We start from the raw sequence: 25,111 nt of genomic DNA, 5'->3' as shown, positions 1-25,111 counted from the left end.
GATTGCCAGTCTCGCAATCTGTACGGAGTGCGGTAAAGTGGGGAACCCACACCTGAATCGAAGGATAGAATCTGATGTCAGTAGAATGCGTCTTTTTTGATTGCGATGGCACGCTGGTGGACAGTGAACTGCTCTGCACCCAGGCCTACGTGAATACCTTTGCCCGCTATGGCCTGACGCTGTCGCTGCAGGAGATGTTTGAAAAGTATAAGGGCGTCAAACTTTACGACATCATTCGTGATGTGGGTGAGGCGCATCAGGTGTCGCTGCCGATGGAGGAGGTCGAAACCGCCTACCGCGCGGAAGTGGCGCGACTGTTCGACCAGCAGCTGCAGCCGATCGCCGGTGCGAAAGCGCTGGTGGAGCAGATCAGGGTGCCGATGTGCGTGGTCTCAAACGGAACGGTAAAGAAGATGCAGCACTCGCTGGGATTAACCGGCATGCTGCCGCTGTTTGCTGAGCACCTCTACAGTGGCTATGACATTCTGCACTGGAAGCCCGATCCGGAACTGATGTACCACGCGGCGGAGCAGATGCAGGTGCCGATTGAGCGCTGCATTCTGGTGGATGACTCCGAAGCGGGCGCCCGCGCCGGGATCGCCGCCGGGATTCCGGTCTACTACTACTGCGCAGACGCGCATAACCCGGAACTGGATCATCCGCTGGTGACGCGCTTCGATGACATGGCGCAGCTGCCTGCGCTGTGGCGCGCCCGTGGCTGGAATCTGGTGTAGCGCGGCCCATGAGTCACACCGTCTGGTTTTTAACCCTGCCGGGCGTCATGGTGCTGGATCTGACCGGTCCGGCCGAGACGCTGAAACTGGCGGGCGATCATTTTACGCTGCGCTACATTGGCCCGCAGCCGGAGGTTGTCTGCTCCACCGGCATGACCATTGGCGGCATCGAACCGCTGCCGGAGCAGCTTCCCGCCAACAGTCTGCTGGTGGTGCCGGGCGTCTATGACTCCCGGCACTGCTTCGCCACGTCGCAGGCCGCCGAGGCGCGCCAGTGGCTGATCCGGCAGCAGGCTGCGCTGCGCGCGCAGACCTGTATGCTGGTCTGCGTCTGCTCAGGTGCCCTGCTGGCCGCGCAGGCGGGGCTGCTGGATGAGGTTGAATGCACGACACATCATGATGTGATTGCCCGTCTGAAAGCGGCCGCCCCGCGTGCCCGGGTCAAAGAGAACCGTGTCTTTGTCGGGCACGGGAACATCTGGACCAGCGCAGGCATCACGGCGGGTATCGACCTGGCGCTGCATCTGATTAATCAGCTCTGCGACACGCCCACGGCGCTGGCGGTGGCGCGTGAAATGGTGGTCTGGTTTCGGCGCGCCGGTGATGATCCGCAGCTCTCGCCGTGGCTGCGTTACCGCAACCATCTCCATCCCGCCATTCACCGGGCGCAGGATCTGATGATTGCCCATCCTGAGCATGGCTGGACGCTGACCGAACTGGCCGGACGCACGCACGTCAGCAGTCGCCATCTGGCGCGGCTCTTTCGTCAGCATCTGGGGATCAGCGTGCGTGAGTATCACGAACAGCTGCGGGTGGGCGTGGCGCGTCAGCGGCAGCAGCAGGGAGAGTCCGCCGAGAAAGCGGCGCTCGCGGCAGGATTTTCATCGGCGCGCCAGCTACGACGCGCCCGTCAGCGCGAAGCCGATCAGCTGACAAAGTGACGGGTGTCGACGCGTTTCAGTGCCATGCCCAGCAGCAGGCTGCCGCCCAGCGTCAGCCCGAACACCCAGGGCAGGTCGAGCCACGGGCGTGACATGTCATCGTAGTGATGCGTGCGCAGATAGTGGATAAACAGCGCGTGAAAGCCGTAGATCGGCAGTGAATAGCGCGCAATCAGTGAAAAACCGGGCAGGGTGCGCTGGTTGAGACAGTTTTTAAACACCACCAGCAGGCTGATCGCGGCGATAAACACCAGCGGTCCGCAGTAGAGATACCAGGTATCGTTAAACGCGCCATTAACGATCAGCGCCTTTTTGGTGCCGAGTGTTATGCCCGCCACACAGGCGATAAACAGCCCGGCGGCGAGCGGTGTCAGGCCGCGCCGGGTGGTCTCCATCGAACCGATAGCCCGCCCCAGCAGCGCATAGAGCAGATAGTAGATACTGTCGCCACTGACATAGAGATTTACCGGCAGGAAATGAAAGGGGCCCAGCGACTGGCTGACCGTATTCGGGTTGGCCAGCACCGCCAGCACCAGCACCAGCAGCGCCACATAGCGCGCCTGCACCGTTTTCACCTGAATCAGCGGCGACAGCAGATAGATACCGATCAGCGCAAAGAAGAACCAGAGGTGATAAAACACCGGCTTCTGCAGCATCTTCAGGATCGATCGCCCTTCGCTGATGGGCGTCAGCCAGGTGATATAGGCGAGTGACACGGCGCTGTAGAACAGCAGGCAGAGAACCAGCCGGAGCATATGGCGCGGCTGGGCGCTGCGATCACCGAAAAAGAGGTAGCCGGAGATCATAAAGAACAGCGGAACGCAGACGCGTGAGGCCGAGTTCAGCAGATTAGCGGCATCCCAGGCAACCCCCTTCACCGCCATTGGCCCGGTGATGTACCAGGTGGTGGTGTGAATGACGATCACCATCAGGCAGGCAACCGCGCGTAAATTATCGATCCAGTAAATCTTCTGCGGCATAGCGTCCTCTTGCGCATAGCGTCCGTGCGGGAAAGGGTAGACAAATGCGACCAGTGCAACAACTGCCGCCAGCAGGATTCAGACCCCTCTGTACAGCAGCGTGCTGAATCCCCCTTAAACGGGCCGCTATCGTCCGGGATTTACGGCTGCACATCGCGCGGTCAAAGGGTATACTGTCGGCCTCTTTTTTTAATCCAACCGAAGCGCGTGCACACTTAATATGCAAAAGTTTGATACCAAGACCTTTCAGGGGCTGATCCTGACCTTGCAGGATTACTGGGCGCGTCAGGGCTGCACCATTGTTCAACCGCTGGACATGGAAGTGGGCGCTGGCACTTCACACCCGATGACCTGCCTGCGCGCACTGGGCCCGGAGCCGATTGCCGCCGCCTACGTGCAGCCATCACGCCGTCCAACCGATGGCCGCTACGGTGAAAACCCGAACCGTTTACAGCACTACTACCAGTTCCAGGTAATCATCAAACCTTCACCGGATAACATTCAGGAGCTCTACCTTGGCTCACTGAAAGAGCTGGGTATGGACCCGACGGTGCATGACATTCGCTTCGTCGAAGATAACTGGGAAAACCCGACGCTGGGTGCCTGGGGACTCGGCTGGGAAGTGTGGCTCAACGGCATGGAAGTGACGCAGTTCACCTACTTCCAGCAGGTTGGCGGCCTGGAGTGTAAGCCGGTGACCGGCGAGATCACCTACGGCCTGGAACGTCTGGCGATGTATATCCAGGGCGTCGACAGCGTTTACGATCTGGTGTGGAGCGACGGTCCGCTGGGCAAAACCACCTACGGCGACGTGTTCCATCAGAACGAAGTGGAGCAATCCACCTATAACTTCGAATACGCCGACGTCGACTTCCTCTTTACCTGCTTTGAGCAGTATGAGAAAGAGGCGCAGCATCTGCTGGCGCTGGAAAAACCGCTGCCACTGCCCGCCTACGAACGCATTCTGAAAGCGGCGCACAGCTTTAACCTGCTGGATGCCCGCAAAGCGATTTCGGTCACGGAGCGTCAGCGCTATATCCTGCGCATCCGTACTCTGACCAAAGCCGTGGCTGAAGCTTACTACGCCTCTCGCGAGGCGATGGGCTTCCCGATGTGCAATAACAAAAAGTAAGAGGCAGCCATGACTGAACAAACCTTCCTGGTGGAGATCGGCACCGAAGAGCTGCCACCAAAAGCCCTGCGCAGCCTGGCGGAAGCCTTTGCTGCGCAGGTTACCGCGGAACTGGATGCCGCGAACCTGAGCCACGGCGAGGTCAGCTGGTTTGCTGCACCGCGTCGCCTGGCGCTGAAAGTGGCGAACCTGAGCGCCGCACAACCCGATCGGGAAGTGGAGAAGCGCGGACCGGCCGTCGCTGCGGCGTTTGACGCAGACGGCAACGCCACCAAAGCGGCCGAAGGCTGGGCGCGCGGCAACGGCATCACCGTCGATCAGGCCGAGCGTCTCGCTACTGATAAAGGCGAATGGCTGGTTTATCGCGCCCAGGTGAAAGGCGAAGCGGCTCAGACGCTGCTGCCAGCAATGATTGCTAACGCGCTCGGCAAACTGCCGGTGCCAAAACTGATGCGCTGGGGTGACAGCGATGTGCAGTTTGTCCGTCCGGTACACACCGTGACGATGCTGCTGGGCGATGAGCTGATCCCTGGCACCATTCTGGGCATTGAGTCAGGACGTCACATCCGCGGCCACCGCTTCATGGGCGAAAACGACATCATCCTTGAGAGCGCCGATCAGTATCCTGACGCGCTGGAAAAGCGTGGCAAAGTGATCGCCGATTATCAGACCCGTAAGGCGATGATCAAAGCGGATGCTGAAGCGGCCGCGCGCCGTTTAGGCGGCAATGCCGATATCAGCGACAGCCTGCTGGAAGAGGTCACGTCGCTGGTGGAGTGGCCAGTGGTGCTGACTGCCACCTTTGAAGAGAAATTCCTCAAGGTGCCCGCCGAAGCGCTGGTTTACACCATGAAGGGCGATCAGAAATATTTCCCGGTGTATGACAACGACGGCAATCTGCTGCCGAACTTCATTTTCGTCACTAACATCGAATCCAGCGATCCGCGCCAGATTATCGCGGGCAACGAAAAAGTGGTGCGTCCACGCCTGGCCGATGCGGAGTTCTTCTTTAATACCGACCGTAAAAAGCGTCTGGAAGATCACCTGCCGCGTCTGGAAACCGTGCTGTTCCAGAAAGAGCTGGGCACGCTGCGCGATAAAACCGATCGCATTCAGGCGCTGGCGGGCTGGATCGCCGGCCAGATCGGCGCCGATGTGAATCACGCCACCCGTGCCGGCCTGCTGTCGAAGTGCGACCTGATGACCAACATGGTCTTTGAGTTCACCGACACCCAGGGCGTGATGGGCATGCACTACGCGCGTCACGACGGCGAAGCCGAAGATGTGGCGGTCGCGCTGAATGAGCAGTATCAGCCGCGTTTTGCCGGTGACGATCTGCCGTCCAGCCCGGTTGCCTGTGCGCTGGCGATTGCCGATAAGATGGATACCCTGGCCGGTATTTTCGGCATTGGTCAGCATCCGAAAGGCGACAAAGATCCGTTCGCGCTGCGTCGTGCGGCGCTGGGCGTGCTGCGTATCATCGTTGAGAAGAACCTGCCGCTGGATCTGCAGACCCTGACGGAAGAAGCGGTGCGTCTGTATGGCAGCAAGCTGAGCAACGCCCGCGTGGTGGATGATGTGATCGACTTTATGCTGGGTCGCTTCCGCGCCTGGTATCAGGAAGAGGGTCACAGCATCGATACGCTGCAGGCGGTACTGGCGCGTCGTCCGACCCGTCCGGCTGACTTTGATGCACGTATGAAAGCCGTGTCGCACTTCCGTACGCTGGAGGCGGCGTCAGCACTGGCAGCGGCAAACAAACGCGTCTCAAATATTCTGGCAAAAGCGACTGAACCGCTGAATGAGAGCGTGCAGGCGTCGCTGCTGAAAGAGAATGAAGAGATCCAGCTGGCGACCTTTGTCACCGCGCTGAGCAGCAAGCTGCAACCTTACTTCGCGGAAGGCCGTTATCAGGATGCGCTGGTCGAACTGGCACAGCTGCGTACCGCGGTCGATAACTTCTTCGATAAAGTGATGGTGAACGCCGACGATCAGGCGGTGCGAATCAATCGCCTGACGCTGCTGTCAAAACTGCGCGAGCTGTTCCTGCAGGTGGCGGATATCTCGCTGCTGCAGTAATCCTCTCTGGTTGAGGCAAAAAGGGACGAGCAATCGTCCCTTTTTTATTTTTTTTCTGGTCTGCATCCTGAATCAGGCGGTCAGCGTGACCGTTTCAGTGACCGTTTTTTTTTGCTTAGGCTCTCGGGGGCGTGGCGTCTGGCAGAACGTGGGAATAGCGGCAGGTGGCGTAGTGCTTACTGATGGGCTGATGTCAGCGCTATTAGTGGGGCGGCATCAGAGGAGAAATTATAAGTAATAAGTTTGAGGATAAAGTTAATGGAAAAATAAAAAAGCACCGGACAGACCCACTTTTACTGTTTTCCTGTTAAGCACGATTTATTATGGATTTTGTTCTTTTCGTTTGTTTTCTTGATTAATAACGTAGTCATGAAGTTAATTACATCCGGAGACATTGATTTATCCAACAGGTCATTAAGCTACCTGTCTATTGTGAGTCTGATTATTGGCATAGCGTTGGCATCAGGAATAGGGATCTTTGCCACGATAGAAGAACGCAAAGCCCGCAAATCTCCCCCATCATATCCACAATAATCCCGGCCCAATTGAGCCGGTATTCTTTACCTGCCAATCACTCCTCAGCCAGGCGGATAATCAGCTGCCCCTGCCCGACAATGATGCTGACCGGCTGGCCTATAATAAATCCCCACTGTTCCAGCCATCGTCCTTTAATAGTCAGTTGAGGTAATGGATTCGGTCTGCCGCCATTGGGACGATATCCGACGATACTTTTGCGTGCTTGGGGTACAGCGGGTTCTGACGTAGAATCTGTTCCAGCCATAATTAACTCCAGTTCAGTTAGTTGTGGTCAGCGGGCTGTTGGTGTTCCACCACCTTCAGCCCGCGCTAAAAATCTCTCGTTATTCTCTTCCTTTGCAGTTTTCTCCTGTTCAAATATACACCGCCTGCTTTGTAAACTCGCTGAAAGCTAGGTAATAGATTGCGAGGCGTCTCTGCGAAACGGATTGTTTCTCCGTTTACCATTTCGTTTGCATCCTCTTCCCCCTATCCTCTTCAGCACCCGTAATCGGTTATTTAGTTCTATTAGCGTGGCGATTTCCGGCATCGCTTAAGCGTGAGATGAAGGTGACAGAGAAAAGGATGACAGGCATGATGACACCACAAATGACACCACGCGAGAGGCAGCTTATGAGTACTATCCACTTCAGGATTGATGATGACGTTAAACGACTTGCCATGCAGGCAGCCGAGCGACAGAAGAAGACGCTGACAGAGGTTATGCGTCAGCGAGTGGAAGAGCTGGCTGCTGAAGAGCGGCAATATCAGGATGGCCAACATGATGCATGGCTGGAACAGCAAATCACGGCGGCGTTCAGCCGTTATGATGCCGGTGAAAGTGAGTTCATCAGTAACGATGAAATGAATGCCCGCATGGAAGAGCTGAAAGCACAGGCCGCGCGGGGAACATTGTGATATCAGGCGTTCAATGGGAAAAACAAGCGCAGGCTGACAGGGAGACGATATTTCGTTATCTGTATCGTGAGGCTGGCCTGCTGGTAGCCAGTGCAACAGACGATAAGTTTACCCGAATGGCCAGTCTGCTTAGCGAGAACCCGCGGGCCGGAATAAAAGTCGGCACAGAAAAACAATATAAACTGGTGGTGCCGCGCTTTCCGTTCATCATTATCTATGTTGCCGAAGCAGAGGGAGTTCGCATCCTGCGGATACTTCACACATCCCGGAAAATAACAGGCCGCTATCAGCGATAGTCAGCCAGTTCATCCTGCGTCAGATTGTCAGGCCTGAGGACGTCGTCAGACAGAACGGCACGCTTCGGATCTGGATTAGACCATTAGCCCCCCAACCGCACCTTTTGATTTTGTCACCTGTCCTCTACAGCACCCTCACGCCGCAGGCGGCGTTGTCATTGCAAAGCTCTCACGCTGAAACAGCGTTTCCGCCAGCTTCACCAGTGCCGGACGCTCAACACACCAGTTAGGCACCACGCGGCGGAAATTGAGATAGCCAATCATGCAGCCGGTGGCGATATCCGCCAGATTGAGCTGACCGTTGTTGAGCCATTTTCCCTCTGCGGCTTTCGCTTCCAGCATGTCGAGGCTGCGCTGAATCTTTTCCCGATTGCGCACCAGCACCTCCTCTGACTGCAAATCCCCCGGCCGCAGCTGCTCGCGCACGATCACCAGCGCGGCATCGCAGATGCCATCCGCCAGCTTCTCCAGCTGACGGATGTTAAGCGACGCAAGCGGATCAGCAGGCAGCAGGGCAGGCTCTGCCCCGCGCAGTTCCAGAAATTCCGCGATGATGCTGGAGTCGAACCAGATTTGCTTATCGTCAGCGACCAGCGCCGGGACTTTGCCCAGCGGATTGTAGTGCGGTACGTGGCTGTCATCGCCGTAGGGCGAGGCGTTGACGAATTCAAACGTAATGCCTTTTTCCAGCATGATAATCGAAATCTTACGCACAAACGGGCTGGTATAGCTGCCAATCAGTTTCATCGGGTTCTCCGGATTCATCGCCTATTCGCCAGGAAACATAAAGGGGTTGAGACTGCTGCGAGCAAAACCTTCCTGCTCCATCCGGGCATCCAGTATCAGAGATGCCAGATCGTCGGCCACCGGTTCGATGGCCGGATCTTTCTCCTGATAGAGCATCTTCAGGTAGGTGCCACAGTCGCCGCAGCTCTCTGCCTTCACCGCCGCCAGCTCGCTGTTGAGCGACCAGTAGTGCAGATCGCGGGACTGCTCGCACTGGGTACATTTACTGCGTACTACATGCCATTCACTTTCGCACAGATTACAGTGCAGGTAACGCGCGCCCTCATCACTGCCCATATGGACCACGCTGGCGACCGGCATACTGGCGCACACCGGACAGAACTGCCGCTGATCGCCCATCTCCGCCCGCGCTTTGCCCGGGATCAGGGCCGCCATCTGCGCCCAGTAGAGCGAGAGAGCCGCCCAGATAAAGGGCGCTCTGTCGCTGCTGACCTGCGCATAATCGCCGGTAAACAGCGCACTGGCCAGCGTCTCCAGCTCGGTGGCGGAGGCCTTTTCCAGATTCTCCAGCACCGCCAGCGCCTGACCGCTCATCTCCGGCTTCAGTTCGGCAATCAGCGAGTGCAGCAGCCGCTGCCAGTGCGGATCGCGCGGCAGGGTGTGGATGTTCAGCGGCGGCTTACCCTCGCTGGCGCTCTGCGTCAGTCGGGCATGCAGATCGATGTGCAGCGGGTGGTCATACAGCACAATCTCCTGCGCTTCGGCGATCGTTGCCGCAAAGCGCAGATAGTCGCCGAGTGGATTTTTCGCCGCCAGGTCGCGCAGTCGCGCAGCACGACGGCTGTATAAATTTTTCAGCCGTGGAAAAAGTAACGGCGGAATCCTCTCCGCCGTCTTCTTTTCGCCTTTCTCCAGCTGATCTTGCGGGATTATGCGAATACTCATCAGGGGCGTTTATCCTGTTTTTCTGGCAGTTTACGCTGCTCACGAAACCAGCGGGGATGGTGATGTATGGCCCAGTCGGTGCTGACCCAGCCCTCAACCATCGCGGTCAGTGTGCCTTTGACCCACAGTGCAGCATAAACATGCACCATGATGACGATGATCAGTACCACTGCTGACACCGAATGCACCACCAGTGCCAGACGAATCAGCGGAATGGCGAAGGCATCAGCAAAGTAAGGTCGCCAGATCACAATGCCGCTGGCAAGCAGCAGGACTAAGCTGATGATAGCAGCCCAGAACACACACTTCTGACCAAAGTTATATTTACCGGTATCACCCACCTCTTCATTGCGTGCAATCCGGTGAATATTTCTGGCCCAGCAGAGGTCATCACGATTGATCAGGTTCTCTTTCCAGTAGCGCAAAAACATCAGCATAAAAGCGGCAAACATCACCACACCGGTGAAAGGATGCAGAATACGCGCCAGTTGTGGCGTGCCGAATATCTGCATCAGCCAGTTGAAGGAGGGAAAGAAAAACCCCAGACCGCTTAAGGCCGTGATGACAAAGCAGATTGCGACGATCCAGTGATTAATGCGTTCCGGTGCGCGGTAGCGCACCAGACGATCGGACTTGTTCATTATTTATCCTCCCTTTGCTGATCGTCGTCACTGTCGTGCGCGTCGGTGACGCGATTCGGACCGACGCCGACATAGTGAAAAATGGATGCGGCGAACGTGGCGGCAAAACCCACCGCCGCCAGCGGTTTCCAGATCCCCTTCCAGAAGGTCACGGTCGGGCTGATGCCCGGATTCGCCGGCAGGCCGTGATAGCGCTGGGGCTTGTCAGCATGATGCAGCACATACATCACGTGGGTGCCGCCCACGCCTTCCGGGTTGTAGAGACCCGCCTGTGCAAAGCCGCGCGACTTCAGCTCTGCTACGCGCTCCTCCGCCAGCGTCAGCATGTCGCTTTTGCTGCCGAAATGAATGGCGCCGGTCGGACAGGTCTTCACACAGGCAGGTTCCTGGCCGACGCTGACGCGGTCCACGCACAGGGTGCATTTATAGGCGCGGTTATCCTCTTTATTGATGCGGGGCACGTTGAAGGGACAGCCCGCGATGCAGTAGCCGCAGCCGATGCACTGCTCAGACTGAAAATCGACGATGCCGTTAGCGTACTGGATGATGGCGCCTGCTGACGGGCAGGCTTTCAGGCAGCCGGGATCGGCGCAGTGCATGCAGCCATCTTTGCGGATCAGCCAGGCGAGCCTGCCGTTCTCTTCCACTTCTGAAAAGCGCATCACCGTCCAGGATTTGGCGCTCAGATCGGTGGGATTGTCATAGACCCCGATGTTATGACCGACCTCATCGCGGATGTCGTTCCATTCGGAGCAGGCAACCTGGCAGCCTTTGCAGCCAATACAGGTGGTGACGTCAATAAGCTTCGCCACTTCGCGCTGGTGATCGCGCGCCTGCGGCGGCGGGGTAAAGCCACTGGTCGCAGAGCGACGGATAATATTTTGTGATTGATAAGCCATGGTCATCCACCGTTACGCTTTTTCGACTTTCACTAAAAATCCCTTGTACTCCGGGGTCTGCGAGTTGGCGTCGCCAACGGAAGGCGTCAGCGTATTGGCGAGGAAGCCCTTACGCGTGGTGCCCTCAAAGCCCCAGTGACAGGGAATACCCACGGTATCCACCGGCCTGCCGTCAATCATCAGGCGCGGGAGACGGCGGGTGACCACCGCTTTGGCCTCGATATAACCCCGGCGTGACGAGACTCTGACGCTGTCACCGGCCTGAATGCCTTTCTCCTCCGCCAGTTCGGTACCGATTTCGACAAACTGCTCCGGCTGCGCAATGGCGTTCAGCAGGGCGTGCTTGGTCCAGTGGCGGAACAGTTCAGTGATGGAGTAGGTGGTGGCGACGCAGGGATAGTCAGCGACCTCGCCCAGCTGTGCGACGTCACTGCTGAAAAGACGAACGACCGGGCTGTGACGCTGCTGCGGATGCAGGGGGTTGTCGGCGAGGGGACTCTCCATCGGCTCATAGTGTTCCGGGAACGGGCCATCCGCCATTTTATCCAGCGCAAACAGGTGACCCATGCCGTCGGGCTGCATGATAAACGGCCCGGCCTGCTGCTGAGGTGGCAGCGTGACCGGGTAGTCCGGCACATCGATGCCGTGCCAGCGTGCGCCGTCCCACTCAATCAGGCGGCGCTGCGGATCCCAGGCTTTACCCTGCGCATCCGCAGAGGCGCGGTTGTAGAGAATGCGGCGGTTGGCCGGCCACGACCAGGCCCAGCCGGAGACCGCGCCCAGCCCGGAAGGATCGGCATTATCGCGCCGCGCCATCTGATTACCGTCCGGCGTCCAGCTGCCGCTGTAGATCCAGCAGGCGCTGGCGGTAGTGCCATCGTTACGCAGCTCTGAAAAGCTGTTGAGCTGCTGACCTTTTTTCAGCAGCAGCCTGCCACTGGCGTCATAAATATCGGCCAGCGCCTGACCGTTGCTCTCCTGCGCCACCTCTTCCGGCTCAGGATTGAACGGATCGCGGTAGTCCCAGCGCATGGCCATCAGCGGCTCAGGGTTTGCTCCGCCTTCGAGACGATAAAGTTCACGCAGCCGCATAAACAGATTGCCGAGAATTTTTCCGTCGTGCAGCGCTTCTCCGGGCGGCTCGGCGGCAGCCCAGTGCCACTGCAGCCAGCGTGACGAGTTTGCGACCGAGCCCGACTCTTCCGCGAAGCATGAGGAGGGCAGACGGAACACTTCGGTCTGGATTTGCGCCGGGTCGACGTCGTTGAACGCACCGTGATGTTGCCAGAAGCTGGCGGTTTCCGTACTGAGCGGATCGATCACCACCATAAACTTCAGCCGGGAAAGGGCCCGCACCGCCTTATTTTTGTCCGGGAAGGCGGCCAGCAGGTTAAAGCCCTGAATCAGACAGCCATTCAGCGCGCCCTGTTCCATCATCTCCGCCTGCGCCATGCAGTCATAACTTTTGTCCCATTTCGGCAGCCAGTCGTAGCCCCACTGGTTTTCCGCCGTGGCCTTATCGCCGTAGAAACTCTTCATCAGGCTGACAAAAAATTTGTCGGTGTTCTGCCAGTAGTTGACCTGCCCCGGCAGAGGCGCAACCGGCGTGGCCTTCTCCAGCCAGCTGGCCAGTGTGGTCATCTTCTCGGAGGGCAGCGGCAGATAGCCCGGCAGACTCTGTGACAGCAGGCCGAGATCGGTAAACCCCTGCACATTGGAGTGACCACGCAGCGCATTGATGCCGCCACCCGGCATACCGATATTGCCCAGCAGCAGCTGGATCATTGCCGCCGTGCGGATAATCTGCGAGCCGTTAGTGTGGTGGGTCCAGCCCAGCGCATAGAGGATGGTGGCGGTGCGATTCGGCACGCAGGTCGACGCGAGCTGTTCGCACACCGCGATAAAGGCGTCCTGCGATGTGCCGCACAGGCGCGTCACCATCTCCGGCGTATAGCGGCTGGCATGGGTTTTCAGCAGGTTCAGCACGCAGCGTGGATGAGTGAAGCTCTCATCCCGTCGTGCATGGCCGTTTTCATCCAGCTCATAGTGCCAGCTCTGGCGATCGTACTGGCGGGTGTCGGCATCGTAGCCGCTGAACAGACCGTCGCTGAAGCTGAAGCCGTCACTGACGATCAGGGCCGCGTTGGTGAAGGCGCGAACATACTCCTGCTGGATCAGGTTGTGCTGCAGCAGATAGTTAATCACCCCCATCAGGAACACGACATCGCTGCCCGCCCGCACGGGCGCGTAAAAATCGGCAACGGCGGCAGAGCGGTTAAAGCGCGGATCGACCACGATGACCTGCGCCTTGTTCCGGGTTTTCGCTTCAATGACCCATTTAAAGCCGACCGGATGCGCTTCGGCCGGGTTGCCGCCCATGATCATCACCACATTGGCATTTTTGATGTCGTTCCAGTTGTTGGTCATGGCTCCGCGACCAAAGCTGGGGGCCAGTGCCGCCACGGTCGGGCCGTGACAGAGACGCGCCTGGTTCTCCAGCGCCAGAATGCCCAGCGAACGGGCAAACTTCTGGTCGAGCAGGCCGGTCTCATTACTGGCGGCGGAGGAGCAGAACATGGAGGTGGTTGGCCAGCGGTTTACCGTGACCCCTGCGGCGTTGGTGGTCTGGAAGTGGGCATCGCGATCCTGCTTCATCAGGCGGGCAATACGATCAAATGCCTCCTCCCAGCTGATGCGCTGCCATGTGTCAGAGCCCGGTGCACGGTATTCCGGGTACTTCAGCCGCTGCTCGCTGTGAATAAAGTCGATCACGCCCGCGCCTTTGGGGCAGAGCGATCCGCGACTGACCGGATGGTCCGGGTCACCTTCAATATGGTAAATCGAGGCGCTGGCATTTTTAGCGCCATCCCCCAGGCTGTAGATCAGCATGCCGCAGCCGACGGAACAGTAGGTGCAGTTATTCCGTGTCTCTCTGGCGCGTATGAGCTTGAACTCCCGGACACTGGCTAAGGCTGTGGTGGGGGCAAAACCGAGCAACGCCGCGCTGGTTCCCGCCAGTCCGCCCGCACAGATCTTAAAAAAACTCCGTCTGTTAATTTGCATGTTATCGTTCTTCTTTTCCGGCTCCATTGCGAAGCCCTGCAAAATAACAGCCCTGATTGCCTGTAAGTTGACCAGGGTCAACAGGTTAGTGATTAGTAATTCTTTTTCTAAATTTTGTTAAAAACCTGCGGCGGGAGAGCGGCATTGCAAGTCCATTTTCAGCGTCAGCCGCGGATGGCGGGGGTGATTTGCTCCCGGATGTTAATGCCGGAGCGGTTCCCTTCTCATTTTGCACACCCGCAGCCGTGGCTGTGCCTCTGGCACACCTGAAACCGCATGAATTGCCCCGCTGTTTATTTGCGCTGTGCCGGGCCTGCAGGCAAAATCAGACGATGTCAGCCCCTCGCCGTGCAGCCGCACCGGCAATTATTTATTAACAACAGGTCCTATTTTTTGAAAGCTATCCAGCCTGACTCAGGCGAAGATTTAACAATTCAGGCCGGCGTCAGCACAACGCAGGTCTGGCAGCGTGCCGATCTGATGACGGCTCAGCCTGACTGGCTGGCGGATGAGGTGCCGGTGGCGCTGGTCTATAACGGCATATCTCATGTGGTGATGATGACCACGCCTAAAGACCTGGAGGCGTTCGCGCTGGGTTTTTCGCTGTCAGAGGGCATTATCGACGCGCCGGGCGATATTTTCGGCATGGACATCGTGCCGGGCTGTCACGGTATTGAAGTCCAGATTGAGCTTTCCAGCCGCCGCTTTATGGCGCTGAAAGCGCAGCGCCGTGCGCTGGCGGGCCGGACCGGCTGTGGCGTGTGTGGCGTTGAACAGCTGGATCAGATCGGCAAGCCGCTGTCGCCGTTACCCTTTACCCAGACCTTTGCGCTGGAGAAGCTCGATCGGGCGCTGGGACAGCTGAAAGAGTTTCAGCCTGTCGGACAGAAAACCGGCTGCACCCATGCGGCGGCGTGGATCCAGCCCGATGGTCAGCTGGCCGGCGGCTGTGAAGATGTGGGTCGCCATGTGGCACTCGATAAGCTACTGGGCTATCGCAGCCAGGCCGCGTGGGGGCCGGGGGCGCTGCTGGTCTCCAGCCGCGCCAGCTATGAGATGGTGCAGAAGTCCGCCATGTGCGGCGTCGAGATCCTGTTCGCCGTCTCTGCCGCGACCCGTCTGGCGGTTGAGGTGGCTGAGCGCTGCAACCTGACGCTGGTCGGCTTCAGCAAGCCGGGCCGGGCCACGATCTACAGCCACCCGCAGCGGCTGCGTTAAATTACCTGCCGTTGCCGCTTCGCTAGACCACGATCAACCGGGGCAGCGCCTGCTGCAACGCATCCAGTTCGGCACCGTTATCCCCGCCACTGTCGGTAATCAGCAGGCTGATCGCCTGCGGCGGCGCGTAGATTGTCCGGCTCACCACGCCCAGCTTGGTGTGATCGGCCAGCAGATAGCAGGCGGCGGATTGCTGAACCATTGCCCGGGCGATGGCCGCTTCATGCGGATGAAAACTGCTGGCACCACAATCGGCCTCAATGCCAACCGGCGACAGCAGCGCCACGTCGGCGCGGTAGCGGATGATTTCGCCCACGGTGATCTCACCGCGCGTCTGTTGCGCCCCGGCGGACATATTCCCGCCCAGCAAAATAATCTGATTATTCAGAGGCCGGTCTTCCTCTCCGGCGCTCAGCGCCAGCGCGGCCTGCAGGCTGTTGGTCACGATCGTCAGGCCGGACAGGGCGTGAAGCTCTTCTGCCAGCAGCGTGGTGGTACTGCCCGCATCAAGGAACAGCGTCTGTCCGGGCTGCAGCAACTGCGCGGCGGCGCGGGCGATCGCGCGCTTCTCCCGGGTCTGCGTACTGCGACGTTCCGTCAGCGGCGGCTCCGCCGAGGGTTCTATCGCCACCAGTCCGCCATGGACGCGGCGCGCCAGCCCCAGCGCTTCCAGCTCGATGATATCGCGGCGCGCGGTTTCGCGTGAGACCCCCAGCTCCCTGATGATGCGCTCGGTACTGACCTGATTGAGTCGGGTCAGCAGGGCGCGGATGCGATGAAGGCGCGTTTCCTGCAGCATAGCGGTTTCCTTTTTAAGCGCGAAGAGCACGGATAATACGCCAGTGAGGCGCAAGAGTCCGTCTGAATCAGGCATCAGCTTAACGCGGCGATCTCCCTGCGTCATGTGTATTTTGTTGTATTTGTGTATTTGGTTGCATTTTATTTTCAGGCAGGCATGATGGAGGGGTCTGTTCTTCCTCCTTCATCCTTGTCACGGGAGTCATTATGGCCACGCGTTCCACCATTATGGATACCAACAGTTTTCGTGCCGAACATGCCGATGCGCTGGACAGCGACACGCGCAAACTGACCGATAAACGCAGCAAAGTGCTTGGCGAATCCTATCGTCTGTTCTATCGCAAACCGGTTCATCTGGTGCGGGGTGAAGGGCAATACCTGTGGGATGCCGCAGGTGATAAATATCTCGATGTGTATAACAACGTGGCGAGCATCGGCCACTGCCATCCGGCAGTGATCGAGGCGGTGACGCAGCAGATGAAAATGCTGAACACCCACACCCGTTACCTGCATGAAAATATCCTCGATTACAGTGAAGCGCTGCTGGCGACCACACCTGCGGCGATCGATCGTGCGATGTATATGTGCACCGGCTCGGAAGCGAATGACCTGGCAATCCGCGTCGCGCGCGCCTTCAGCGGCGGCACCGGCATCATTGTCAGCAAGGAGGCCTATCACGGCACCAGTGAGCTGACCTCCGGCGCTTCCCCGGCGCTGGGCAGCGGACAGCCGCTGGCCCCCACCACACGGCTGGTGATGCCGCCGGATGCCTACCGGGTGGATGCGCCCGACCTTGGCGACTGGTTCGCTGACCAGATTCAGCAGCAGATCGATGACATGGCGGCGCACGGCATTAAATTTGCCGGTTTCCTGGCGGACTCGATTTTCTCCTCGGACGGTGTGCTGCCCAATCCGCGCGGCTTCCTGAAAAAAGCGGTCGATGTGGTGCACGCCAACGGCGGGATCTTTATTGCCGATGAAGTCCAGCCTGGCTTTGGCCGCACCGGCGACGCCTTCTGGGGCTTTGGCCGCCACGATGTCGTGCCCGATCTCATTACCACCGGCAAGCCAATGGGCAATGGCATCCCCGTTTCCGGGCTGCTGGCAAAAAGTGATGTGCTGGCCGCCTTCAGCGACTCGATTCCTTACTTCAACACCTTTGGCGGCAATCCGGTCGCCATGGCCGCGGCGCAGGCTGTGCTGAAGGTGATCACCGAAGAGGGGCTGCAGGAACACAGCCGGGTCGTCGGCGCGAAGCTGCTGGCTGAGCTGAAAACCCTGATGGATCGTTATGAGTGCGTAGGGGATGTGCGCGGTGCCGGACTCTTTATCGGCTTCGAGCTGGTGACCGATCGACACAGTAAAACGCCGGATAAAACCCTGGCGCTGGATTTAATCGAGAAGCTGCGTGAACATCGCGTGCTGACCTCGGTCGCGGGCCCCTATGGGAATGTGCTGAAACTGCGTCCGCCATTGGCATTCCAGGAGGGTGACATCGACTGGCTGGTCGGCGCACTCGACAGCGCGCTGCGCGAGCTGGGCAGGTAGTCCGCAGGTCAGGGCTGACGCGGCAGGCGGGCGGACAGACCGCCTGCTCTGCGTGCGGGATCGGCATCCCGGTCCGGCGGACGGAGAGGGTCAAAAAGGCAGGGTGAGGCACAGCATCTTGTAAAAACAACGGGTTGCTATTGCCGGATTTCTCAATTCCTTAGGTTTTATAGGGCATTGATTACCCTTTTACGCTACATGAATTTAACTATAATGATTCGACTGCTTACGCGGCACGTCCTGAATCCGTCGTGCTGCACCCACTAAATGGAGAGGAAGAACATGAGTTATTCACTGCCATCCCTGCCTTACGCATACGACGCACTGGAACCGCATTTCGACAAGCAGACGATGGAAATCCATCACACCAAACATCACCAGACCTATGTGAACAACGCTAACGCGGCGCTGGAAGGCACTGAATTTGCCAATCTGCCGGTTGACGAGCTGATCACCAAACTGGATCAGCTGCCAGCAGACAAAAAAGGCCCTCTGCGCAATAACGCAGGTGGTCACGCTAACCACAGCCTGTTCTGGAAAGGCCTGAAAACCGGCACCACGCTGCAGGGCGACCTGAAAGCCGCGATTGAGAAAGATTTCGGCAGCGTAGAAAAATTCCAGGAAGAATTTGAGAAAGCGGCAGCCACCCGTTTCGGTTCTGGCTGGGCATGGCTGGTTAAGCAGGGTGACAAACTGGCTGTGGTGTCGACCGCAAACCAGGATAACCCACTGATGGGCGAAGCGGTTGCCGGCGTGTCTGGTTTCCCGATCATCGGTCTGGACGTGTGGGAACACGCTTACTACCTGAAGTATCAGAACAAACGTCCTGATTACATCAAAGCGTTCTGGAACGTCGTTAACTGGGACGAAGCGGCTGCGCGTTTCGCTGCTGCTCAGTAAGTTAACCAAACGTAAACATAATGAAGATAAACCGGTAAATTCTATTTTGCCGGTTTTTTTTATCCCTATTTTATGCAGTCTCAAAGTGAACCAGAAATCGTAAAATATCCGCTTTAATGTTGTCCGATATTAACCTGCCGTTGATATTGGCCATGTTATTTTCAGTGACATCGTTGCTTAACTCTTTGTGTGTCGCTGATTATGTCAATTATAACTACTCATGAATCCACGACCGATTCAACTGCCTCGCTTTTTTTCCAGTTAATCAGTGGGAAATATGTGCCGGATAAACTCTGGCTGAGTAAACGCTTCCGGCTGAAATTTGTGTTAAGAACATTAATATCGCCGCTGACTACGCTGCATTATCTGGATGCGCTGTCGCAATTACCACAGCGCGCCCTGCTGATGAGCACCCAGGGACTGCTGCCAGCCAAGCTGCACCGGCCCTATCTGCGCTCGGGGATGAGCATTGCGGCCCGCGCACAGGCCATTCTCGATCACTACACCCTGATGAATAATCTGGCGAATCCGGCGCTGCGTCAGCTGCTGCAGAGCGCGTCTGATAATCCGCTGGCGATGCTGACCGGTAAAAATGGCGAGAAATTCCTGCTCTCCTGCAGCTCGGGTTATTTCGACCGTGAAGGTGAAGTGACGCTGGTATTGCGTTATAACGACGAAGTGATCGCCTCGCTCTCTTTTTCTATTCTGAACGAGAATAACCAGCGCACCTTATTAATTGGCGGATTACAGGGCCCGCGGAAACATATCAATAATGAGGTGATCCGCGAGGCGACCAAAGCGGCGCAGGGTCTCTTTCCGAAACGCCTGTTAATGGAAGCGGTATTTATTGTGGCGAAGCAGTGCGGCGTGGAAGCTATTCTGGCGGTGGGCGATGAGACGCACGTCTTCCGCAGTCTGCGTTATCGTCACAGCAAAGGGGATAAGTTCTTTGCCAGCTACAGTGAGTTCTGGCTGTCGCTGAGTGGCGAGGCTCGCCCGGACGGGATGTTCAGACTGCCGCTGAGCCTGCCGCGTAAAACGCTGGAGGAGATCGCCAGTAAGAAGCGGGCAGAGTATCGCCGTCGCTATGAACTGCTGGATTCGCTGGCGGAGCAGGTTTATGCCGCCGCCGGCGAACACCAGGCCGATGTCGATCAGGCTGCCGCCTGATCGCGGGCTCAGAATGCGGTTCTGGCGAAGCCGGTCATCACTTTCAGACCCATTTCACGTCCCAGCGCGGTCATTGGATGCACCACGACCAGGCCGCGCACGCTTTTCTTCAGCGCACCCAGATTTGCCTGCTCTTTTTTGGTAATTTCGCGGCTGAAGCCCATCTTTTGCAGCTTCTGCGCTTCTGCACTCAGCTTTTCAACCCGCTGATTGCGCAGACGCTCAATTTCCGTGACCAGCGTTTCTTTCTCTTTTAGCAGCGCGCCCAGTTTCTCGGCATCACCCGATTCCAGTAACTGCGGCTCTTTGCGGTTCAGTGCGTCCAGCTGATCGCTGAGACGTTTGATTTCGTTCTTTTCTTGCTCTTTCATGACAACAACTCGTTGAGGAAAACAGGCCAAGGATACACCAAATCTGGCGCCGGTTCCCGACAGGTTAAGGCAAAAAAGGCGCCGCAAGGGCGCCTGACGGGATTAGCTGCCGGACTTTTTAAACGCCTGCTTCATACTGATGCGGGCGATAAGCTCGGTGAGGGAGAGAACCATGGTGGATCGCACCATCTGCAGATAGCGCTGTTGCTGCATGCTGCGCAGTTCTGCATCGTCGGTGTGAAACACCGGTGCGGGCGGCCAGGCGGTCACGCAGTGCAGCTCGCCAAAAGGGCCCAGAATTTCATCGTCGGTAAAACGATACTCCCCGGTGTCGTGATTCAGCTCTTCGCGGAGCGCCAGCAGCAGCTCAGCATCTTCATATTCGTGCCGGCTGATGACGCCCAGGCCGTAGATCAGCTTCAGGCGAACCGAGAGTTCGCCTAGAGGCCCATCGCCCAGCAGCAGCGGTTCTACCGCATATTTGACCGCATAGTCATCTTTGCGGAACACCTGCAGCACCAGCAGATTGACAGCTTCCGCCAATAGCTCAACGGCGGCGATCAGAAAGCTTCTCACCGAACGACCGGCGTTCAGGCGCTCAAGCACCCGGTTCTCAAAAGCTTGCTTCTCTTCCATTATTGCCTGCATGGGTTCAATACCGCCGTTGGGCGCAGGCGAACTGCGCCCGGCTTGCGTCACTAACACGCGCGCATTATGCCATAGCGTGCCAGGCGCTCACCACCGAAGCCACGACCTCGCTGTCAGCATCCAGCCCTGAGATCTCCGCCAGCGTCGCCTGTGGACCTTTCTCTGCCAGCAGTGCAGCCAGCTCCTGCGCCTGCGGGTCCTGGTCACTGTGATAGTGCATCGCTGCGGCAATTCCCTGCACCAGGCTGGCGTGCGGTAACCTGTACTCCAGCGTCCCCAGCGTCGGCTTGATCAGGCGATCGCCCGCGCTGAGTTTACGCAGGGGCTGACGCCCGACGCGCTCAACCTCATCTTTCAGATAGGGGTTTTCAAAACGGCCGAGGATCTTGCGGATGTAAGCCGCATGTTTCTCTGCGTCAAAACCGTAGCGCTTAATCAGCACGGCGCCGCTCTCCTCCATCGCGCCTTTCACCACGGCCCGGATTTTTTCGTCAAGAATGGCATCGCGAATGGTCTGGTGACCCGCCATCTGGCCGAGATAGGCGGTAATCGCGTGACCGGTATTCAGGGTGAACAGCTTACGCTCGACAAACGCCATCAGGTTGTCGGTCAGTTCCATGCCCGGAATGGCCGGCAGGTCACCTTTGAACTGGGTTTTATCCACGATCCACTCGCTGAAGGTTTCAACCGTCACCTCCAGCGGATCGCTGCTGCCCGCTTCGGTTGGCGGCACGATGCGGTCAACGGCGGAATCCACGAAGCCAACATGCTGCTCCAGCCAGGCATGATACTGTTCGGGCAGCGCCTTCAGCACATGCTGTTTCAGCTGGCTGGTGCCGCGCACCATGTTCTCGCAGGCGATGATATTTAACGGACGGGTGTTACCGTTGTCGCTGCGTTTTGCCAGCCCTTTTGCCACGCTACCGGCGATACGCTCCAGGATCTGCGGCCCCACGGCGGTGGTAACCAGATCCACCTCCGCAATCAGGGTGACGATCTCATCACTGGTGCTGTTTACTGCACTGACGCCTTTAACGGTTTCTGTTCTGGCCTGCTCGCCAACCACATGAACGGGATACTCATGACGCGCGTTTAGTGCATCCAGCACCGCCTGATTCACATCAGCAAAAACCAGTTCGATACCTGCATCAGCCAGTAATTTGCCGATAAAGCCGCGACCAATGTTTCCTGCTCCGAAATGTAACGCTTTCATAATTTTTGACCCATATCAAATGACGATGGGGCGGGCAAACCCGCCCCAGGAAATCGGGACGGGCATGACCGCCCCAGGGAAAAACAGCCTTGAATTACGCGAGTGCCGGTTTGCCTGACAGCAGATCCAGCACTTCCTGCACGCTGCTGGTGTTCGCCAGCTTCTCAATCACGCTGTCATCATCCAGCGCATTGGTCAGGCTGGTGATGACCTGAATGTGCTCGTTGTTGCGGGCCGCAATACCAATTACCAGGCGCGCCACATCGTCCGCATCTTCGCCAAACAGGACGCCTGCCGGATACTGGCAGAACACCACGCCGGTTTTCAGCACACGATCTTTGGCTTCCACCGTGCCGTGCGGCACCGCGATCGACTCGCCGAGGTAGGTCGGCGTCAGTTTTTCACGCGCCAGCATCGCCTCAACATATTCAGGCTCAACGTAACCGCCTTTCACCAGCTGCTCACCCGCAAAGCGGATGGCCTGCTCTTTGTTGCTGGCGCTCAGGCCGAGGAAGACGTTATCCGCGCCCAGCTTAAACAGGTGTGCGTTGCCTTCATCGTAACTGTCTGACAGGGCGGTGTTGACCGTTTCACGATGGAGGTCGCTGCGGTTTGCCGCCACCAGACGCTCGGTCAGGGTGCTGTAGAGCGCGCTGTCGAGGAAGTTGTTCAGCGAAATATGCTGTGCATGCGGTGCCTGGCGAATGGCGCGTTCGGTCAGGTCGCGGTGGGTGATCACCAGGTCGACATCGCCTGGCAGAGCGTTGATGGCGGTATTGGTTACCGAAACATTGCTCAGACCCGCATCCTGCACTTTCTTACGCAGCACGCCTGCGCCCATGGCGCTGGAGCCCATACCGGCATCACAGGCGACGATGATTTTACGGACGTGATGCAGATCGACGCTCATGGCATCGCTGGCGATAGCGCCACCCGCTGCACCCTGACCTTTCGACTGCGCTTTCATCTCATGCATGCGCTGGGTTGCCGCTTCGATATCGTCATCTTCTTTGACTTTGCTGGTTTTCAGCAGAATCGCAGAGACCACGAAGGAGACAGCGAAGGCGGCAGCAATCGCCGCGATGTTGGCGAAGTAGGCACCTTTTGGCGTCATCGCCAGCACCGCCAGGATAGAACCGGGTGAAGCCGGAGAGACCAGGCCGCCGTTCAGCACGGTCAGCGTGAAGACACCGGTCATCCCGCCCAGGATCACCGCCAGCAGCAGGCGAGGGGCCATCAGCACATACGGGAAGTAGATTTCATGGATGCCGCCCAGGAAGTGGATAATCGCCGCACCCCCCGCAGACTGTTTGGCACTGCCGCGACCAAAGAACATGTAGGCCATCAGCACGCCCATACCCGGACCCGGGTTGGCTTCGATCAGGAAGAAAATCGACTTGCCCGCTTCACTCGCCTGCTGGATACCGAGCGGCGAGAAGATGCCGTGGTTAATGGCGTTGTTTAGGAACAGGATTTTCGCCGGTTCAACGAAGATGGAGGTCAGTGGCAGCAGGTTGTTCTGCACCATCAGGTTCACGCCGGCGGCGAGAATGTGGGACAGACCTTCCACCAGCGGGCCGATGGCGAGGAAAGCCAGCAGCGCCAGGATCATCCCGATAATACCGGCCGAGAAGTTGTTAACCAGCATCTCGAAGCCGCTTTTGATTTTGCCGTCGATCGCACGGTCAAACGAGCGAATGGCCCAGCCACCCAGCGGACCGGCAATCATCGCGCCGAGGAACATCGGCATATCGGCACCCACGATCACACCCATGGTGGTGATAGCACCGACCACGCCGCCGCGATCGCCGCCCACCAGACGCCCGCCGGTAAAACCGATCAGCAGCGGCAGCAGGTAGGTGATCATCGGGCCGACCAGTTTGGCCAGCGTTTCGTTAGGGATCCAGCCGGTTGGAATAAACAGTGCAGTGATGATACCCCAGGCGATAAACGCCCCGATGTTTGGCATCACCATATTACTCAGAAAGCGACCAAAGCTCTGTACTTTGACCTTGACTGATGAGGACATAAACCCACCCCTTATTGAGACGCGCTGCAATAGGAGAGCGCGTTTGTTTTTGTTTAGCCACCCCGACCAGAGCCGGTGGTATTACTGTATGCACGCGGACTCTATCACGCGAATCTGGCACTGCGTAGGGCCCGGAATAAGTGTGATCCACATCACTCATTTGCGGTGGGGACGGGGGCTATTAGCGTGACTTTGATCACAAATACAGAGGCTGGTACGGTGACTTTGCCTGAATTATGACCGGTGCACCGGCTTATCTGTGATGAATATCACATTCGTGATGGCAGGGTTTGTTATGTAAATGTGACTGAGATCACAAACTATTTTTGGTCGAAAATGCGCCAGATCACACTTTAGTCAGCGGGGGATTCAGGGGCAGAAGAGGCGGGGAAAAAAAGGGGCAGGGAGAGGGGCAGGCGATCGGTGCCTGCCCGTAAAAAGTGTTACTGCAGACCCGCCTGAACGGCGGCCTGAGCCTGAGGCAGAGCCTGCGCATTGGCTGACACGGTGCTCATCAGCGCATTGTATTGCGAAGCCTGCTCCTGGGTCGGGAACTGCACACCGCCATCATTGAAGCTGACGCGGGTTCCCTGCGATTGCAGGAAGTCACCGGCCTGGACCGCGCCCTGACTCAGCGCCTGGAGCTGAGGCAACAGCGGGATCAACTGATTGGCAGGCACCGTCACCACTTTGTTGTAGGCGCTGTCGTAGACTTTTTTCAGATCATCCTGCTGCTTCAGGGTCGCTTTGCTGCTGTCCGCCTGCATTTTGGCGCTCTCAATCTGCTGCGTGACGATCACCAGGGCGCTGGTGGCCTGGCGGAGTGAGTCACGACGGCTGAGGTAATCCTGCGGCACGCGAATGGCAGACAGCTCATCGACCACCGGGCGCATCCCCTGCTCAACGGCTTTATTCGCCTGCTGCGAGAAGCCATACAGGATGGCGTAGTCGCTGGCGAAGTTGCCAAAACTCTGCTTCTGATTTTCGCTCAGGCTGGGCAGATGCTCGCCGCTGCGCATAACGGTATTCTGGAGGAAATCGATAAATGCTTTGCGCTGCTCGCCTTCTTTATCACCGCACGCGGTGAGCTGCAGCACGATCAGCACGCCAGCGATCATCATGCCGCTGCGTGCCAGGATGCGGGTAAGTCCTGAAGCCATGGGTTCAACTCCTGTCGGTGATACTGTCTGATATCCAGGTAAGAATGGCCTAAAGAATAGAACAATCCCTGGTCACGGCACAATGTGAAACCACACGTGAAACAGAGACTTTCTGCAACCCGCGCCGTCGCACCTCCGCGCCGGGGCGTCAGGGCGTGCCGGGCA

Annotated in this window: 23 protein-coding genes; 10 read left to right on the top strand and 13 right to left on the bottom strand. The window is 57.9% G+C overall.

The window, feature by feature from the left end; all coding sequences use genetic code 11:
* Positions 1-74 precede the first annotated feature (74 nt).
* Together yieH and OXR04_RS18565 are read left to right on the top strand one after the other, a co-directional pair.
* Positions 75-734, top strand: a complete 660-nt coding sequence (gene yieH / locus OXR04_RS18570; protein WP_267372564.1) for a 6-phosphogluconate phosphatase — start codon at positions 75-77, stop codon at positions 732-734.
* A gap of 8 nt (positions 735-742) precedes the next feature.
* Positions 743-1,675, top strand: a complete 933-nt coding sequence (locus tag OXR04_RS18565; protein ID WP_267372565.1) for a helix-turn-helix domain-containing protein — start codon at positions 743-745, stop codon at positions 1,673-1,675.
* Here the strand turns inward: OXR04_RS18565 and OXR04_RS18560 are convergent.
* A complete protein-coding gene (locus OXR04_RS18560; RefSeq protein WP_267372566.1) occupies positions 1,660-2,655 on the bottom strand; it encodes an acyltransferase in 996 nt (331 codons plus the stop codon). The two genes, OXR04_RS18565 and OXR04_RS18560, sit on opposite strands and share 16 nt — an antisense overlap.
* 220 nt (positions 2,656-2,875) lie before the next feature.
* Between OXR04_RS18560 and glyQ the strand changes: the two genes are divergently transcribed.
* Positions 2,876-3,787, top strand: coding sequence for a glycine--tRNA ligase subunit alpha (gene glyQ, locus OXR04_RS18555; protein ID WP_003849680.1), 912 nt, complete (start codon positions 2,876-2,878; stop codon positions 3,785-3,787).
* 9 nt (positions 3,788-3,796) lie between these two features.
* Complete coding sequence (gene glyS, locus OXR04_RS18550) at positions 3,797-5,866, top strand: glycine--tRNA ligase subunit beta (RefSeq protein ID WP_009088313.1); 2,070 nt, start codon at positions 3,797-3,799, stop codon at positions 5,864-5,866.
* Between the two features lie 571 nt (positions 5,867-6,437).
* On the opposite strand, the gene OXR04_RS18545 is transcribed toward glyS, so the two are convergent.
* Positions 6,438-6,647, bottom strand: coding sequence for a SymE family type I addiction module toxin (locus OXR04_RS18545; RefSeq protein WP_046100917.1), 210 nt, complete (start codon positions 6,645-6,647; stop codon positions 6,438-6,440).
* Positions 6,648-7,015: 368 nt separating this feature from the next.
* On the opposite strand from OXR04_RS18545, the gene OXR04_RS18540 reads away from it, so the two are divergent.
* Complete coding sequence (locus OXR04_RS18540) at positions 7,016-7,300, top strand: damage-inducible protein J (protein ID WP_140029666.1); 285 nt, start codon at positions 7,016-7,018, stop codon at positions 7,298-7,300.
* The gene (locus tag OXR04_RS18535) at positions 7,297-7,596 is read left to right on the top strand and encodes a type II toxin-antitoxin system RelE/ParE family toxin (protein WP_140029624.1); all 300 of its coding nucleotides are present in this window, start codon (positions 7,297-7,299) and stop codon (positions 7,594-7,596) included. Before OXR04_RS18540 ends, OXR04_RS18535 begins: the two co-directional genes overlap by 4 nt.
* A gap of 135 nt (positions 7,597-7,731) precedes the next feature.
* On the opposite strand, the gene OXR04_RS18530 is transcribed toward OXR04_RS18535, so the two are convergent.
* The 5 genes from OXR04_RS18530 to fdnG are packed head-to-tail and all read right to left on the bottom strand — an operon-like array spanning position 7,732 to position 13,891.
* Complete coding sequence (locus tag OXR04_RS18530; protein ID WP_267372567.1) at positions 7,732-8,343, bottom strand: glutathione S-transferase; 612 nt, start codon at positions 8,341-8,343, stop codon at positions 7,732-7,734.
* A 21-nt stretch (positions 8,344-8,364) separates the two neighbouring features.
* Positions 8,365-9,288, bottom strand: a complete 924-nt coding sequence (gene fdhE, locus OXR04_RS18525) for a formate dehydrogenase accessory protein FdhE (RefSeq protein ID WP_009088322.1) — start codon at positions 9,286-9,288, stop codon at positions 8,365-8,367.
* Positions 9,288-9,929, bottom strand: coding sequence for a formate dehydrogenase cytochrome b556 subunit (fdoI, locus tag OXR04_RS18520; RefSeq protein WP_267372568.1), 642 nt, complete (start codon positions 9,927-9,929; stop codon positions 9,288-9,290). Before fdoI ends, fdhE begins: the two co-directional genes overlap by 1 nt.
* Entirely contained in the window at positions 9,929-10,828 is a 900-nt protein-coding gene (gene fdxH / locus OXR04_RS18515; protein ID WP_267372569.1) for a formate dehydrogenase subunit beta, read from the bottom strand. The genes fdoI and fdxH overlap by 1 nt, the downstream gene beginning before the upstream one ends.
* A gap of 12 nt (positions 10,829-10,840) precedes the next feature.
* Entirely contained in the window at positions 10,841-13,891 is a 3,051-nt protein-coding gene (gene fdnG, locus OXR04_RS18510; protein WP_267372570.1) for a formate dehydrogenase-N subunit alpha, read from the bottom strand.
* 393 nt (positions 13,892-14,284) lie between these two features.
* Here fdnG and fdhD point away from each other — a divergent pair, with 393 nt between their 5' ends.
* The gene (gene fdhD, locus OXR04_RS18505; protein WP_267372571.1) at positions 14,285-15,109 is read left to right on the top strand and encodes a formate dehydrogenase accessory sulfurtransferase FdhD; all 825 of its coding nucleotides are present in this window, start codon (positions 14,285-14,287) and stop codon (positions 15,107-15,109) included.
* A 22-nt stretch (positions 15,110-15,131) separates the two neighbouring features.
* Here the strand turns inward: fdhD and OXR04_RS18500 are convergent, their stop codons facing one another.
* Positions 15,132-15,908, bottom strand: a complete 777-nt coding sequence (locus OXR04_RS18500) for a DeoR/GlpR family DNA-binding transcription regulator (protein WP_046100923.1) — start codon at positions 15,906-15,908, stop codon at positions 15,132-15,134.
* A gap of 206 nt (positions 15,909-16,114) precedes the next feature.
* Between OXR04_RS18500 and OXR04_RS18495 the strand changes: the two genes are divergently transcribed.
* From OXR04_RS18495 to OXR04_RS18485, 3 genes are all read left to right on the top strand, one after another.
* Positions 16,115-17,455, top strand: a complete 1,341-nt coding sequence (locus OXR04_RS18495) for an aspartate aminotransferase family protein (RefSeq protein ID WP_140029631.1) — start codon at positions 16,115-16,117, stop codon at positions 17,453-17,455.
* 282 nt (positions 17,456-17,737) lie between these two features.
* Positions 17,738-18,355, top strand: a complete 618-nt coding sequence (gene sodA / locus OXR04_RS18490) for a superoxide dismutase [Mn] (RefSeq protein ID WP_009088335.1) — start codon at positions 17,738-17,740, stop codon at positions 18,353-18,355.
* A 201-nt stretch (positions 18,356-18,556) separates the two neighbouring features.
* Entirely contained in the window at positions 18,557-19,525 is a 969-nt protein-coding gene (locus OXR04_RS18485; RefSeq protein ID WP_058957164.1) for a VirK/YbjX family protein, read from the top strand.
* A gap of 8 nt (positions 19,526-19,533) precedes the next feature.
* Here OXR04_RS18485 and OXR04_RS18480 read toward each other — a convergent pair whose 3' ends face one another.
* From OXR04_RS18480 to OXR04_RS18460, 5 genes are all read right to left on the bottom strand, one after another.
* A complete protein-coding gene (locus OXR04_RS18480; protein ID WP_058957163.1) occupies positions 19,534-19,896 on the bottom strand; it encodes a YibL family ribosome-associated protein in 363 nt (120 codons plus the stop codon).
* 102 nt (positions 19,897-19,998) lie between these two features.
* On the bottom strand, positions 19,999-20,544 hold the full coding sequence (gene mtlR, locus OXR04_RS18475; RefSeq protein ID WP_181161962.1) for a mannitol operon repressor MtlR: 546 nt from the start codon (positions 20,542-20,544) through the stop codon (positions 19,999-20,001).
* Positions 20,545-20,608: 64 nt separating this feature from the next.
* Positions 20,609-21,757, bottom strand: a complete 1,149-nt coding sequence (mtlD, locus tag OXR04_RS18470) for a mannitol-1-phosphate 5-dehydrogenase (protein ID WP_267372572.1) — start codon at positions 21,755-21,757, stop codon at positions 20,609-20,611.
* Between the two features lie 94 nt (positions 21,758-21,851).
* Positions 21,852-23,786, bottom strand: coding sequence for a PTS mannitol transporter subunit IICBA (locus OXR04_RS18465; protein WP_009088344.1), 1,935 nt, complete (start codon positions 23,784-23,786; stop codon positions 21,852-21,854).
* A 443-nt stretch (positions 23,787-24,229) separates the two neighbouring features.
* Complete coding sequence (locus OXR04_RS18460; RefSeq protein ID WP_009088346.1) at positions 24,230-24,946, bottom strand: DUF3053 domain-containing protein; 717 nt, start codon at positions 24,944-24,946, stop codon at positions 24,230-24,232.
* Positions 24,947-25,111: the final 165 nt, after the last annotated feature.

The organism is Pantoea sp. GM_Pan_3 (assembly GCF_026541045.1).
Classification (GTDB): domain Bacteria; phylum Pseudomonadota; class Gammaproteobacteria; order Enterobacterales; family Enterobacteriaceae; genus Pantoea; species Pantoea anthophila.
Note: the sequence above shows the minus strand (reverse complement) of the source record. Positions and strands in the feature narration are given on the sequence as shown.